This is a genomic window from Tenacibaculum litopenaei (assembly GCF_964514025.1).
GTDB classification, from domain to species: domain Bacteria; phylum Bacteroidota; class Bacteroidia; order Flavobacteriales; family Flavobacteriaceae; genus Polaribacter; species Polaribacter litopenaei.
In genome coordinates, this window is the sequence record NZ_CAZEQT010000004.1 from 24870 (window position 1) to 39229 (window position 14360).

The window sequence follows — 14360 nt, forward strand, 5'->3', positions numbered from 1 at the left end:
AAAATTGTTAATTACTTTGTTAACAATAAAAGTAGCTAAATGTTTTTAGGCATCATTGTTGTTGTAAATTTATGTGTATTTCAAATCCGTAGCCTATGCCAGTGTCAAAATTTGAATCCATGTTGAAAACGAATAGCGTCTATTTTTTCGATGCTACAGAGTTTGAGTATATTATAGAGCACTATTTGAATATAGGAAAGCATTCCTTAGCGAAGAAAGCCGTTAAATTAGGGCTCGAACAACACCCCACTTCCATACAGTTAAAGCTGATGCAAGTGGAGCTTTTAGTGTTCGATGGTGACCTGCCAGAAGCCATCAAGTTATTAACAGATATCGAAGCAGTGGAACCTCACAACGATGAGGTGTTTATTCAAAAAGCAACAATTTTATCAAAAAAGAAACAACATAAAGAGGCCATTGAAGTTTTAAAAGCCTCGTTAGAATTTATCGAGTCCCCAGAAGATGTTTGGTCTATGTTGGGGATGGAATATCTGTATTTAGACGACTATGAAAATGCGCGTCTGAATTTTGCAAAATGTATTGAAGTGGACTTCGAAGACTATTCATCTCTTTACAATATTGTGTATTGTTTTGATATGGAGGAAAAAAATGAAGACGCTATTAAGTTTTTAAATGCCTATTTGGATAAAAATCCCTACTGTGAGGTAGCTTGGCATCAGTTAGGACGTCAGTATTTTGAGTTGGGTATGTTTGAAGAAGCCTTGCGAGCGTTTGATTTTGCCGTAATTATAGACGATAGTTTTATTGGAGGGTATTTGGAAAAAGCCAAAACCTTGGAAGAATTAAAAAATTATCAGGAAGCCATCGATAATTACTTGATTACTCTTGAACTCGATGACCCGACGGCCTTTGCGTACATCCGAATCGGAGAATGCTATCAGAAATTGGATAATATAGCTACGGCTATGCACTTTTATAAAAAGGCAGTACATGAAGATCCTTTATTAGACAGAGGGTGGATGATGCTTACCAATGCCTGTTATCTAAGTAATAATTATCCGAAGGCGTTGTACTACATAAATAAAGCCATTCAAATAGATGAAACCAATGCTTTGTATTGGAGGAGGTACGGAGACATCAACTTGAAGTTGAATTTTTATGAAGAGGCGGTAAAGGCATTTAATCGCTGCATTAGCTTAGGTGATAAGGAAATTGAAATTTACGTAGCGCTAGCTGATATTTTACTTTTCTTAGGGGATTTTAGTGAAGCGTTGACAGTGTTGATTAGAGCCAAGAAAATATATCGTGAATTTGCCGAAATTGAATACCGTTTGTGCGGATTGTTTATGATTTTGGACAAGGAAGAATACAGTTTGACACACTTGAAAAACGGTCTTGCTATTGATTTTGACTATCATTTTATAGTAAAAGAACTGTACCCATCAGTATATGACAACCAGCGCGTACAAGAATTGATAAGCGCAGCAAAAGATATGGTCAACTAGCGGGAGCACTCCTAGTAGTAACCCCAAAAAAATAAGGTTTCGAAATCCTATACTTCACCTAGTGGAGTTAGGATTTTTTTTATGCCTAGACTTTTCAAATGTTATGTTAAAATTAACAAAAAACACCCCGTTTTATTGAAAAAAAAACGTAGCTTTTCCAGCTCTTAAAAGAGTGAAAACGCAGTGTTTTCGGGGTGTTTTATCGAAAACGATTTCGTTTTTTTTGAGAAAATCAACGTAAAAAATAACTAGATTTGACACAGAAATTATGGCAAATAAAATAAAGAAAATAGCAGTAATGACCTCAGGAGGAGACGCTCCTGGAATGAATGCAGCAATCAGATCAGTGGTGCGTACCTGTGCGTATTACAGAACAGAATGTGTGGGAATATACCGTGGGTATCAAGGGTTGATAGAAGGTGATTTTACGAATATGACTGCCAGAAGTGTGAATAACATTATTCACAAAGGAGGGACGGTACTGAAATCGGCGAGATCCAAAGAATTTATGACGCCAGAAGGACGTGAAAAAGCCTATCAGAATTTAATTGAACACAATATCGATGCCTTAGTGGTTATTGGTGGAGATGGTTCGTTTACAGGAGGTGTTGTTTTTAATCAAGAATTCAAGTTTCCAGTAGTCGGAATTCCAGGGACCATCGATAATGATATTTATGGAACTTCACATACGTTAGGGTATGATACAGCACTGAATACAGCCATGGAGGCAATCGATAAGATTAGAGATACAGCCTCATCTCATAACCGTCTGTTTTTTGTGGAGGTTATGGGACGCGACGCCGGGTTTATAGCCTTAAATGCCGGAGTAGGTGCAGGAGCTGAAGAAATTTTGATTCCAGAAGAAGATTTAGGAGTAGATAGAATGCTCGAATCTTTAAAGAAGAGTAAGCGCTCTGGAAAGTCATCGAGTATAGTGGTGGTGGCTGAAGGAGATCGTTCGGGGAAAAATGTATATGAATTAGCCAATTACGTGGAAGAAAATCTTGAGGAATACGAAGTGCGTGTTTCTGTGTTAGGACACATGCAACGCGGAGGTTCGCCTACGTGTTTCGATAGAGTACTTGCGAGTAGATTAGGTGTAAAAGCTGTAGAATTGCTCATTGACGGGAAAACCAATTTAATGGTGGGCTTACAAAACAATGAAGTAGTGGCTACAGATTTAGAAAAAGCAATTAAAGGAATTAACAATATTGATTTAGAACTCTTACGAGTTTCTGACATCATGACGACTTAAAAAATAGAATAGATATGATTAAAATTGGGATTAACGGATTTGGTAGAATTGGACGATTGGCATTTAGATCTGCAGTGAAAAGAGCTAATGTGCAAGTGGTTGCTATCAATGATTTATTGGATGTAGACTATTTAGCATACATGCTAAAGTTCGATTCTGTACACGGAGCTTTTGAGGGTACAGTAGAAGTAAAGGGAGATAAATTGGTAGTCAATGGAAATGAAATTCGTGTAACTGCTGAACGTAATCCTGAGGAAATCAAATGGAATGAAGTAGGTGCTGATTACGTATTGGAATGTACTGGATTCTTTACAGCCAAAGACAAAGCGAGTTTACACCTTGCCGGAGGAGCTAAAAAAGTGGTGATCTCTGCGCCATCAAAAGATGCGTCTATGTTTGTGATGGGCGTGAACCACCAAGAGTTGAAAGCTGAGGATACTATTTTTTCAAATGCTTCTTGTACAACCAACTGTTTGGCTCCGTTAGCGAAGGTGTTGAATGATAATTTCGGTATCAAAGAAGGGTTAATGACGACAGTACACGCGAGTACAGCAACACAGCGTACCGTTGACGGTCCGTCAATGAAAGATTGGAGAGGCGGTAGAGCTGCTTTACACAATATCATTCCTTCTTCTACGGGAGCAGCAAAGGCGGTAGGAAAGGTAATACCTGAGTTGAACGGAAAGTTAACGGGAATGGCATTTCGCGTACCGACCATGGATGTTTCTGTGGTAGACTTAACCGTACAGTTAGAAAAACCAGCGAGCTATGAGGCTATCAAAGCAGCGATAAAATCGGCTTCTGAAGGAGCGATGAAAGGAATTTTAGGGTACACTGAAGAATTAGTGGTTTCACAAGATTTTGTGGGAGATACAAGAACTTCTATTTTCGATGCGAATGCCGGAATCGCCTTGTCAGATAACTTTGTAAAGTTAGTTTCTTGGTATGATAATGAAATGGGATATTCAACTAAAATAGTTGATTTAGTGGAGCACGCTGCTTCTTTATAACTGAGAATATAAAATATTTGAAAAACTGGTAGGAAATTACATTCTACCGGTTTTTTTTGTTTCTATATGGTTTATATTTGTATGTCCAAATAGTGTAGTAGGCTACTTCGTATGTGACAGGAGTCTAGTACATGAAATTAAAATTAGGATAATGATTAAAATTGGGATTAATGGATTTGGACGAATAGGTAGGATTGCCTTTCGTTCTGCGATACAGAGAGAAGGAGTGCAGGTGGTAGCTATAAATGACCTCCTAGATGTAGATTATTTAGCGTATTTGCTAAAGTATGATTCTGTACACGGTCGATTTAATGGAACTGTAGAGGTACAGGACGGAAATTTGATTGTTAACGGAAATACTATCAGAGTCACAGCAGAGAGAAATCCAGAGGCCATAAATTGGGCAAGTGAAGCTGTGGACTACGTTATTGAGTCTACAGGTTTTTTTACGGATAAGGACAAGGCGGCTTTGCACTTGAAAGCAGGAGCTAAAAAGGTGATTATTTCAGCGCCTTCAAAAGATGCTAATATGTACGTAATGGGGGTAAATCATCAGGATTTAAAAGCAGATGAAACTGTTTTTTCAAATGCCTCTTGTACAACCAACTGTTTGGCCCCATTGACAAAAGTGATTCACGATGCTTTTGGCTTAAAGGAAGGATTGATGACTACCGTGCACGCAGCCACGTCGACTCAAAATGTGGTTGATGGCCCAAACAAAAAATGGAGACGAGGAAGAACTGTGGTAAACAATATTATTCCTACGAGTACAGGAGCTGCCAAAGCGGTAATTAAAGTAATGCCGGAACTGGAAGGACGCCTAACGGGAATGGCTGTAAGAGTACCTGTACCCGATGTATCGTTAGTGGATTTGACGTTTAGAACCGAAAAAGCGACCTCTTTAAAAGAAATATTGAGTGTCTTAAAGTCGGCGTCTGAAGGTGAATTAAAAGGAATACTCGGGTATACTGAAGACGAAGTGGTATCACAAGACTTTGTATCGGAACCCCGAACTTCTGTTATTGATGCGGATGCGTGTTTAGAGTTAAATGAAAACTTTTTTAAAGTGATATCATGGTATGATAATGAATTTGGTTATGCGACAAAAATTATTGATTTAATGCTGCATGCCGCAAGCTTATCATAGTATGAGTTAAATAAATAAAAACGAACCCGCTTTACGCGGGTTTTTTTAGCGAATTATGGAGATAGCAATTATTGCCCACGATGGGAAAAAAACAAAGATGATCGCCTTTTTGGAGGAGCATCAAGAGGTGTTAAAGCAAAAGCGAATTAAATTGATCGGAACCGGAACTACGAGTACCAGAGCTCGTGAAGCTGGATTTGAGGTGGAGGCATTACTTTCTGGTCCTTATGGAGGGGATGCTCAAATAGCGAGCCGCGTAGCGGAAGGTAGCTGTGCTATGGTGTTGTTTTTTCGAGATCCTCATGAAAAGCATCCGCACGAGCCTGATATCTCAATGTTACTGCGATTGTGTGATGTACACAATGTACCTTTAGCAACGAATCCTGCGACGGCAGAGTTGTTGATTAGGTCTATATAAAAAAACGTCCTGATGCGATTTGCAGCAGGACGTTTCTTTTTTAATTAAAAATCGGATTACTTAATGGCAATCATACTGATTTCTACATTGACAAATTTCGGTAAGTTGGCTACCTCTACAGTTTCTCTAGCTGGAGCTGTTGCCTCGTCGAAATAGGTTCCGTAAACTGCGTTGATATTCGAGAAGTTGTTCATATCTGAAATGAAAATACTCGTTTTTACAACGTTTTCAAAGGTCATTTCAGCGGCAGCCAATACTTCCTTCATATTTTCCATTACCTGCTTAGTTTCGTCCTCAATAGTCCCTGTTACGAGCTCGCCGGTTTCAGGATCGAGTGCAATTTGACCAGAAGTGTACAAAGTATTCCCGCTCAAGACAGCTTGGTTGTATGGGCCTATGGGTTGAGGTGCTTTGTCTGTTGTGATTATTTTTTTCATGTCGTGTTTGTTTGATTCGTTTTTAAATAGGGTAGTGCTTAGAACAATACTCTGTCGGGTGGTCTGTTTTTGTCCCACTTTAAATCGCTTAATACAGACGATTTTACACCGATAAAGAAATAGTAGGCCGATTGTACTCCGAACGGCGTCCAGTTAAAGTTAAAACGCCAACTATCTAAGTCTCTAGAGAAGTTTAATCTCGTAAAAGTAAACGCGTTGTTTTTAATGTCGTATCCAGAAGAAAATCCTACTTTCCATTTTGGGGATAACTCCACATCGCCGCTGAACATCATGGTGTGATTACCAATACCACTGGTAAGTCCGGTGTTGGTGTAATTCATAATGTAAATTAAGTTAAGGGTCCAGGGAATTTTAGCATTGTAGAGCTTCTCTACTTTCGTTTCATTACTGTTTCTGTTACTCCCGAGTCCGGTAGCAAAACCGTTTGTCGTATTCATGTTTTGTCCGAATACGTCTGGGGTATTTTGTGCACCGTTTCCACTTTGAGTATCTTTTTTCTTGTTTTTATCTTCGTCTTTCTCCTTTTCAAAATCCTTGCTCGAAATAGAGTAGTTTGCGGATACTCCTACATTGGTAACACGGAAGATTCCAGAGTTAAATTGATTAATGCGCTGTCCTTTGCTATTAATTCGGTACGGATCGAGTGTTGCATTGACGTTAAGCGCAAGTTTGTCGCTAAACAAGCGGGTTCCTGCACTGGCACTTACTGGGCTCCAGCGCAAACTGTCGGCAGCAAAATTGTACGAGGTGCTAAAGTTTAAGTTATTTAGGATGGTTATTTTTTTATCCTCTTCTTCACTATCGGGATCCTTGGGGGCTACTTTGGCTTCCAATACGTTGTTTAAGGCAATACCTACAATATTCGATACTCCTGGTCCTGGCGTTCCGTAGATTCCTCCGTCAAAAGGGGAATAGGTAAGTAGGTCCGTATTGGGATCGTTGGTTGTCGGAACCGTCAAGTTATGAGCATCTGCAAAATTAGGACGATAATTATATGAAATAGAAGGTCGAATGGTATGGCGTATTGCTTTTAGTCGTCCTTTTTTGAAGTTAAAAGTACCGTATATGTTTGTCGATAAAGACATACCTACGCTGTATTCGTTAAAGCGAGTAAAACCGCTGATGGTATCATTGACCACAGCACCGGTATTTCCGTTAACAGGGTTCGTAGCTGTAGGGTCAAAGCGCTTGTTGATTTTTCTAAAATACCAAACATCCTTATACGTAGCCGTAGGGGCAAGGGTAAAGTGTTTTAGCACCTTAATATTGGTGTTTGCATTCAGATTGTGTTGGATACCTGCATTGGCCTCTCTAAACATTTTAGGTTTAAAAAAGTCGGCATCCGTTGTATTGATACGGTACTCACCACTCATACTGTAGTTAAGTCCCATTTTTTGTAAAGGATTTTTCTTTACACCGTTCTTTCCAGCAAAGGGATAGATGCGATCCATGTTCAGCTGTAAGGATGGAAGCGTCATGGTAATCGCATTATTATTGGTGTTTTGCGAGTGTGTAGCAGTAACGTTCATATTGAACGGAGTCCCGACAAATTTCTTGTAATAAGAAATTGAGGAACTCAAGGTGTTGGTCAATCGCTGTGAGTTATTAAACTCGTTTAACGATTGATTGTAGTACTGGCTACTTCCTAAATTAACCGAGGCAGAAAATCGTGAATTTGGACTCGATTTAGAATCTTGACTGTGGTTCCATCGGATATTGAAATTCGATGACTTGCTGTAGTCGCTAAGCCCTCGAATACCTTGAATAATATTTTCAAAGCGAATGCTAAAGCTACCACTAAACTTATAACGAACGTAATAATTTGAATCACCGCGCAGTCCCCAACTTCCGTTCGTGTAAATGTCTCCGAGCATAGTCAGATCAAAATAATCACTCAATGCGAAGTAGTACCCTCCGTTTTGTAAGAAAAATCCTTGGCTATTACTATCTCCCCAAGTTGGAATGATAAAACCAGAGGTTCTTTTATCGGTGAGCGGAAAATAGGCAAAAGGCAAGAATAAAGGAGTGGGTACATCGGCTAATACCAAATGACTGGCTCCTACAATTATTTTTTTACCAGGAACTAATTTTGCCTTATTGGTGGCAATATAGTAATCTGGAATTTTCTTTTGCGAAGTGGTAAAACGCAGTTTACGCATATATATAGTCGAATCATTGACGCGTTTGGTCTTCTCTCCGTAGGTAATAATTCCGTTTTGATCGGTTTTTACATTGTAGATGAGAGCCTTTTTGGTTTTGAAATTAAAAAGAATGGAATCTTGCTCGCTCTCTTGCCCTCCTTGTTTAAATTGGGGACGTTGGTGGTAGCCCAAACTGTCTTTAATTCCTTTCGCATAAAGCGTGTTGTTTTTGTAGTCGATAATAATGATACCGGCTTTTAAATCGATATCTGTATACGTAACATGTGCCTTATTGTACAACGTCACCGTTTGGTCTTTTGCATTTTGAATGGTATAATCTTGGGCATCATGAGTAATTTTACCATCAATGACCTCTTTTGGTTTCGCAATACTGTCCTTCTTTATGGAATCAAAAGGTTGTTCTAAAAGCGCATCTTTTTTTGCATTAAAAATGGTATCTTTAGGTGTAGCAGTTTTTTTTGTAGCAACGGGTTTGACCGGATCAATGCCTTTTTTACCTATTTCTTGCGCATTTATTACATGAAAGCTAAAGAGGCAGAATGCTAAAAGTATGTAAGTGAGATTTGTTCGCAATATTATAAATACTATTTTTGTGTTAAATTAAATTTATGGCTTACTATTTGTGTTCACAAATTTTAAAGACCAAAATTACTTAAAATTTATTGATGAAAATCTTAAAATTCAGCAAATATACCATCAAAAGCCTAACAATTCTTTTTTTTATGGCAGGGCTTGTGTTTGGCCTTAGCAACCAGGCGTTTGCACAAAAGAAATATGTCGTTGTTCTTGATGCTGGGCACGGGGGAAAGGATCCTGGGAATTTAGGAAATGGATACAAGGAAAAAAAGATAGCCCTTCGCGTTGCCTTAGATGTAGGAAAGGAATTATTGACGGCGAAAGATGTCGAAGTAGTGTACACTCGAAAAAGAGATGTTTTTGTCGAGCTGCACAACAGGGCTAAGATAGCCAATGATAAAAAAGCAGATTTGTTCGTTTCTATTCACTGTGATTCCTACAGCAAAGAACGTGCTCATGGAGCGGGTACTTTTGTTCTTGGACTAAGGGGGAATAGCAAGAATTTGGAAATTGCAAAAAGGGAGAATGCCGTAATTTTACTAGAGGACAATTACAAGCAAAACTACGATTACGATCCAAATTCTCCAGAATCGCTGATAGGATTGTCATTGATGCAAGAAACAAATTTGGACAATAGCTTACTAATCGCTGGATTAATACAAACCAATTTTTCGAACTTGAGGCGATTTGATAGAAAAGTAAAACAAGATAATTTTTTGGTGTTACGAGAAACGATCATGCCTAGTGTTTTGGTTGAATTAGGGTTTTTGACCAACAGACCTGAAGGGAGGTTCTTGAATTCCAGAAGAGGGCAGATTAAAATGGCAAAGGCCATTGCGGAAGCAATTAAAAAATACATTCGCCAACTTAAACTAAATAGTGTGAATTCTGGTTTTACTGTGGTGAAGACTAAGAAGAAGACGGAGGTCATAAAGAAAAAAACGCCGATTAAAAAGAAGACGATTCCTGCGAAAACCAAAGTCGCTGAAACGAAAATTAAAAAAACTCCTACAAAAGTAAGCCCACCAGTCAAAAAGAAAGTGGTGGCGGCTACAACCAAAAAGACTTCAAGTACTAAGAAAGCGCCAGTGGCTAAAGTGAAAACTTCGGTCGAGAAGAAGAAAGATAACAAGGTTGTTTTCCGCGTTCAAATTGCTGCTTCAAAAGCGAAATTAAGTACGTCCAATTTTAACTTTAAAGGATTGCGAGGAGTCGATTCAAAATATATTGAAGGCTATTATAAGTATTTTTACGGGAAAACTTCTGATTTTCAAGAGGTAAAGCGATTACAGGCTAAGGCACGTGAGGCTGGGCACACCGGTGCCTTTGTGGTAGCTTTTAAAGGAAATGTGAAGATTTCAGTGAAAGAAGCATTAAAAACCTTATAATTTAGACATATTCTAGACAGTTTCTACCAAAAATTATTAGTATTTTCGCTACTATAATTTTTTTGCATGTCTAAGGAGTTAAAAACAGGAATTTTTGCGGTAGTCGCAATAGCAATATTTGTATGGGGATATAACTTTTTAAAAGGTCAAGATATCTTCAATCCAAGTGATCGATATTTTTTTGTAGAATACGATAATATCAGTGGCCTCAACGAGGCGAGTGTGGTAACCATCAACGGGTTAAAAGTAGGGAAGATAGCTCAGATAAACTTTAATCCTAACCCGGATAAAAAGGGAAAGCTACTCGTGAAATTTATCGTTCAGAACAAAATTAAATTTTCAAAAAACAGTGTCGCAAAAGTGGCTTCTGCCGGTTTTATGGGAGGTCAGAATTTGGCGATAATCCCTGTTTATGACGGCGAAGAAGCTGTTTCAGGAGATTATTTAAGAGGTGTTGTTGAATCTGATTTTATGGCTAAAATCAGCGATAATATCAGTCCGAAATTGGAGCATACCCTAGTGGGAGTTGACAGTTTGGTACACGCCTTAAATCAAGTTCTCAATCAAGATACAAGAGAGAGTTTAAAAAAGAGTATAAAAGGTTTAGAATACACCATCGGTGACGTTCGTAAAACCTTACATACGGTTAACGGAACGCTTTCAAATAGCAAAGGGAACATTGAAGCTACCATGGCCAATGCCAAAAAAATGACGGAAAATTTTGCAAAAGTCTCGGATGATTTAGCGAAAGCAAACTTGGGAGCAACTGTGAAAAAGTTGGAAGCTACTTTGACAAATGTCAATGGCTTATTGGCAGATATGAAGTCAGGGAAAGGGACGCTTGGAAAGTTGATGAAAGACGACGCAATGTACACGAACTTGACCAATGCAAGTAAAGAAATGGAAGAGTTACTTCGCGAAATGAAGTTAAATCCGAAGCGTTTTGTACATTTCTCACTTTTTGGAAAAAAGCCAAAACCTTACAATGCTGAAAAGAGCGCGAAAAATGTTACGAACCAATAGATGAGTTGGATTAAGAGTATACCATTTGACGAGGCTACTGGAAAATTAAAAAAGTTATACCAAAAAGTAACAGGGCCAAAGAACAATGTGGACAACATTATGAAAGTTCACAGTTTGCGACCTCATACCATGGAGGGGCACATGGCACTGTATAAAAATGTTTTGCACCACAGTGCAAACACATTCCCAAAGTGGTATTTAGAAGCTTTGGGCGTGTTTGTAAGTATGCTTAATTCATGTGAATACTGTGTTTCACATCATTTGGCGGGCTTAAAGAGATTGATAGGAGAAGAAAAAGGAGGTGAAATTTTTAAGGCGTTACAAAATGATACGGTAGCAACGCAGTTCGACAAAAAGCGCTCGGCGGGATTTGAGTATGCAAAACTACTTACCTTAACACCTACACAGTTAACAAATACGCACATAGAAGTGCTCAGAAATAACCAACTTTCAGACGGTGAAATTCTCGAAATTAACCAAGTGGTTAGCTATTTTAATTACGCTAACAGAACGGTACTTGGATTGGGAGTGGTTACCGAAGGAGACATCCTCGGATTGTCGCCGAACAGTGCTGAAAATTCAGATTGGAATCATCAATAACTAACAAATAATACATGGAAAATTACGTACCAAACATCTTTTTTGCAATTATTTTAATAGCAGGTATAGGATATTTTGTAATGAATGTTCGAAAGCTTATTAGAAATATCAAATTAGGAAAAGACATTGATAGAACCGATCGAAAACCCGAACGCTGGAAAAATATGGCTAAGATAGCCTTAGGTCAGTACAAAATGGTACGCCGTCCAGTGTCTGGAATTTTACATATCATCGTGTATGTAGGGTTTATCTTGATCAATATAGAAATGCTCGAAATCGTAATTGACGGATTGTTTGGAACCCATCGTGTTTTCTATCCAATTTTAGGAAAAGGGTTTTACGGTTTCCTTATCGGAACGTTTGAAGTGTTGGCTTTTGCGGTACTCGTAGCGGTAATTGTTTTTTGGTTCCGAAGAAATGTGGAAAAGGTGAAGCGTTTTTGGAATAAGGAAATGCAAGGGTGGCCTAAGAATGACGGGAATATCATTTTGTACTTTGAAATGGTATTAATGTCGTTGTTTTTAGTAATGAATGCCACTGATGTAAGCTTTCAAGAGGCAGAAGCAGGAAATATCATTTCTCAGTTTGTGGCTCCGTGGTTTTCTGATTACAGTCACGATCAATTACACCTGATTGAGCAAGCCGCTTGGTGGTTACACATTGTAGGGATTTTAATTTTCTTAAATTACCTGTACTATTCGAAGCACCTACATATTTTATTAGCCTTCCCGAATACTTTTTATGCGAACTTAAAGCCTAAAGGACAATTTACCAATGTGGAGGCGGTAACGAAAGAAGTACAAATGATGATGGATCCTGATGCAGATCCGTATGCTATGCCAGAAGAAGGAGAGGAAGAAGGAGAGCCTGAAAAATTTGGAGCCTCAGAGGTGACCGATTTAAATTGGGTACAGCTGATGAATGCGTATACCTGTACAGAATGTGGTCGATGTACCTCTTCTTGTCCTGCAAACCTTACAGGGAAAGAATTATCACCACGTGCGATTATGATGAAAACTCGTGATCGTTTAGAAGAAGTAGGAAACAATATGGATGCTAATAACGGAACCTTCAAACCTGATGGTAAGCAGTTGTTAGACGATTATATTACAAGAGAAGAATTATGGGCGTGTACTAGTTGTAATGCTTGTGTTCAAGAATGTCCAATCGGAATTGACCCATTGTCAATTATTATGGAAATGAGACGTTATTTGGTAATGGAAGAATCGGCAGCTCCTCAAGAGCTCAACATGATGATGACCAATATCGAGAATAACGGAGCACCTTGGCAATACAGTCAAATGGACAGATTGAATTGGAAAGATGAATAGAACGTCATCTGAAAAAAAGCAAACAACAAGTAAGAATCACATCAACAATTAAACGATAAAGAATTATGAACGTACCAACAATGGCAGATATGATGGCTCAAGGAAAGCAACCTGAAGTTTTATTTTGGGTTGGGGCCGCAGGAAGTTACGACGATAGAGCAAAAAAGATTACCAAGGCATTTGTGAAAATTTTACATCAAGCTGGAGTTGATTTTGCGGTATTAGGTACTGAAGAAAGTTCGACAGGAGATGCAGCAAAGCGCGCTGGAAATGAGTTTTTATTCCAGATGCAAGCCATGACGAACATTGAAATATTAAATGCATACGAAGTAAAAACCATCGTGACCTGTGATCCTCATTCTTTTAATACACTAAAAAATGAGTACCCTGGTTTAGGTGGAAACTACGAGGTATATCACCATACGCAATACATCAGTAAGTTAATTAAAGAAGGAAGACTCGAAGTAGGGAATGACGTATTGAGAAATAAAAGATTAACTTTTCACGATCCGTGTTATTTAGGAAGAGCGAATGACGTGTATGAAACTCCGAGAGAATTGATTAGAAGATTGGGAGTTAAAATGACGGAAATGAAGCGTCATAAGTCTACGGCGTTGTGTTGTGGTGCTGGAGGAGCGCAAATGTTTAAAGAGCCAGAAAAAGGAAATATGGACATCAATATTCTCCGTACTGAAGACGCTCTAGAAACCAAACCACAGATCATTGCAACCGGTTGTCCTTATTGTAATACGATGATGACTGACGGTGTGAAATTTAAGGAAAAAGAGGACCAAATAGAGGTAAAAGACATCGCTGAACTGATTGCCGAGGCGAATCAGCTATAGGGAATTATAAAGTTTTCATAAAAGAGCATTTCATTTGAAATGCTCTTTTTTTTGGTATGTATTTTGTGCTGATTAAGTAAACTAATTTATATAAGAATGAAGAGATATTTAGGACTACTTGTATTATTATTTACCATAGGATGTAATGACATTGCTGTAACCAGTTTCGAGGGAGATGATTTCGGAAGCTATAAAATGACGGTATCGTCTGATGATGGCAATGCCAAAGGAAAGGTACGTACTGCCTTCGCGGAATCGGGAAATTTTAAGTTTGATGATACGGTAGCAGGTATTCGATTGCCTTATAGTAAAACCTATACAGCGGCCATTAATGTAACCGCTACAGCTTTTACTTCGTATACAGATGAAACAGTGGGGACTTTTGCACCCTATACGGTGAAACTTCAGATTTTTAGATCCAATATTTTAGAAGGGGAAAAGCTTGTTTTGGTCGGCCATCGTGGTGCTGAGGTATCTTTTGACCTCAGTATGAATAAATAGGGACTCTCATACCTGAATCGGCCTCAGACAGGTAGATCGTTTATAAAAGAATAACTTAAACCAAAGACGTTGAGGTCTTTGGTTTTTTTGTTAGGGGTGTTTTTCAAAGTTATCACACATTCTAAGAGAAGACAGTATAATCCTCTAACCCCTGAGAAGGGAATATAAATAGTTGCCAAT

At 38.5% G+C, this 14360-nt stretch carries 13 protein-coding genes; 11 read left to right on the plus strand and 2 right to left on the minus strand.

Translation table 11 applies throughout. From position 1 onward, the window contains the following. Nucleotides 1–119: 119 nt before the first annotated feature. From ACKTS5_RS07040 to ACKTS5_RS07060, 5 genes are all read left to right on the plus strand, one after another. On the plus strand, nt 120–1466 hold the full coding sequence (locus ACKTS5_RS07040) for a tetratricopeptide repeat protein (protein ID WP_408043152.1): 1347 nt from the start codon (nt 120–122) through the stop codon (nt 1464–1466). A gap of 268 nt (nt 1467–1734) precedes the next feature. Further along, nucleotides 1735–2721: a 6-phosphofructokinase gene (gene pfkA, locus ACKTS5_RS07045; protein WP_408043153.1), complete on the plus strand. Its 987-nt coding sequence runs from the start codon at nt 1735–1737 to the stop codon at nt 2719–2721. A 14-nt stretch (nt 2722–2735) separates the two neighbouring features. Continuing rightward, the gene (gene gap, locus ACKTS5_RS07050; RefSeq protein ID WP_408043154.1) at nt 2736–3731 is read left to right on the plus strand and encodes a type I glyceraldehyde-3-phosphate dehydrogenase; all 996 of its coding nucleotides are present in this window, start codon (nt 2736–2738) and stop codon (nt 3729–3731) included. A gap of 151 nt (nt 3732–3882) precedes the next feature. Further along, nucleotides 3883–4878: a type I glyceraldehyde-3-phosphate dehydrogenase gene (gap, locus tag ACKTS5_RS07055; RefSeq protein WP_408043155.1), complete on the plus strand. Its 996-nt coding sequence runs from the start codon at nt 3883–3885 to the stop codon at nt 4876–4878. Nucleotides 4879–4933: 55 nt separating this feature from the next. Then, nucleotides 4934–5296 (plus strand): methylglyoxal synthase, encoded by a 363-nt coding sequence (locus ACKTS5_RS07060; protein WP_408043156.1) that lies wholly within the window; start codon nt 4934–4936, stop codon nt 5294–5296. Between the two features lie 56 nt (nt 5297–5352). Here the strand turns inward: ACKTS5_RS07060 and ACKTS5_RS07065 are convergent, their stop codons facing one another. Both ACKTS5_RS07065 and ACKTS5_RS07070 read right to left on the minus strand, forming a co-directional pair. Continuing rightward, complete coding sequence (locus ACKTS5_RS07065; protein WP_408043157.1) at nt 5353–5733, minus strand: RidA family protein; 381 nt, start codon at nt 5731–5733, stop codon at nt 5353–5355. A 38-nt stretch (nt 5734–5771) separates the two neighbouring features. Then, nucleotides 5772–8489 carry a putative LPS assembly protein LptD gene (locus tag ACKTS5_RS07070; protein WP_408043158.1) on the minus strand — a complete coding sequence of 906 codons (2718 nt, stop codon included), beginning with the start codon at nt 8487–8489 and terminating at the stop codon, nt 5772–5774. 92 nt (nt 8490–8581) lie between these two features. On the opposite strand from ACKTS5_RS07070, the gene ACKTS5_RS07075 reads away from it, so the two are divergent. From ACKTS5_RS07075 to ACKTS5_RS07100, 6 genes are all read left to right on the plus strand, one after another. Then, the gene (locus tag ACKTS5_RS07075; protein WP_408043159.1) at nt 8582–9880 is read left to right on the plus strand and encodes an N-acetylmuramoyl-L-alanine amidase family protein; all 1299 of its coding nucleotides are present in this window, start codon (nt 8582–8584) and stop codon (nt 9878–9880) included. Between the two features lie 66 nt (nt 9881–9946). After that, nucleotides 9947–10903 carry an MlaD family protein gene (locus ACKTS5_RS07080; RefSeq protein ID WP_408043160.1) on the plus strand — a complete coding sequence of 319 codons (957 nt, stop codon included), beginning with the start codon at nt 9947–9949 and terminating at the stop codon, nt 10901–10903. Then, complete coding sequence (locus ACKTS5_RS07085; RefSeq protein WP_408043161.1) at nt 10904–11503, plus strand: carboxymuconolactone decarboxylase family protein; 600 nt, start codon at nt 10904–10906, stop codon at nt 11501–11503. Nucleotides 11504–11517: 14 nt separating this feature from the next. Next, complete coding sequence (locus ACKTS5_RS07090; protein ID WP_408043162.1) at nt 11518–12834, plus strand: 4Fe-4S dicluster domain-containing protein; 1317 nt, start codon at nt 11518–11520, stop codon at nt 12832–12834. 65 nt (nt 12835–12899) lie between these two features. Next, on the plus strand, nt 12900–13679 hold the full coding sequence (locus ACKTS5_RS07095; protein WP_408043163.1) for a (Fe-S)-binding protein: 780 nt from the start codon (nt 12900–12902) through the stop codon (nt 13677–13679). A 96-nt stretch (nt 13680–13775) separates the two neighbouring features. Beyond that, nucleotides 13776–14180 carry a hypothetical protein gene (locus ACKTS5_RS07100; RefSeq protein WP_408043164.1) on the plus strand — a complete coding sequence of 135 codons (405 nt, stop codon included), beginning with the start codon at nt 13776–13778 and terminating at the stop codon, nt 14178–14180. The last annotated feature ends 180 nt before the right edge of the window (nt 14181–14360 follow it).

Coding starts and splice junctions, on each gene's coding strand:
- ACKTS5_RS07040 (WP_408043152.1), top strand. CDS start 120: ATGTTGAAAACGAATAGCGTCTATTTTTTCGATGCTACAGAGTTTGAG.
- pfkA (WP_408043153.1), top strand. CDS start 1,735: ATGGCAAATAAAATAAAGAAAATAGCAGTAATGACCTCAGGAGGAGAC.
- gap (WP_408043154.1), top strand. CDS start 2,736: ATGATTAAAATTGGGATTAACGGATTTGGTAGAATTGGACGATTGGCA.
- gap (WP_408043155.1), top strand. CDS start 3,883: ATGATTAAAATTGGGATTAATGGATTTGGACGAATAGGTAGGATTGCC.
- ACKTS5_RS07060 (WP_408043156.1), top strand. CDS start 4,934: ATGGAGATAGCAATTATTGCCCACGATGGGAAAAAAACAAAGATGATC.
- ACKTS5_RS07065 (WP_408043157.1), bottom strand. CDS start 5,733: ATGAAAAAAATAATCACAACAGACAAAGCACCTCAACCCATAGGCCCA.
- ACKTS5_RS07075 (WP_408043159.1), top strand. CDS start 8,582: ATGAAAATCTTAAAATTCAGCAAATATACCATCAAAAGCCTAACAATT.
- ACKTS5_RS07080 (WP_408043160.1), top strand. CDS start 9,947: ATGTCTAAGGAGTTAAAAACAGGAATTTTTGCGGTAGTCGCAATAGCA.
- ACKTS5_RS07085 (WP_408043161.1), top strand. CDS start 10,904: ATGAGTTGGATTAAGAGTATACCATTTGACGAGGCTACTGGAAAATTA.
- ACKTS5_RS07090 (WP_408043162.1), top strand. CDS start 11,518: ATGGAAAATTACGTACCAAACATCTTTTTTGCAATTATTTTAATAGCA.
- ACKTS5_RS07095 (WP_408043163.1), top strand. CDS start 12,900: ATGAACGTACCAACAATGGCAGATATGATGGCTCAAGGAAAGCAACCT.
- ACKTS5_RS07100 (WP_408043164.1), top strand. CDS start 13,776: ATGAAGAGATATTTAGGACTACTTGTATTATTATTTACCATAGGATGT.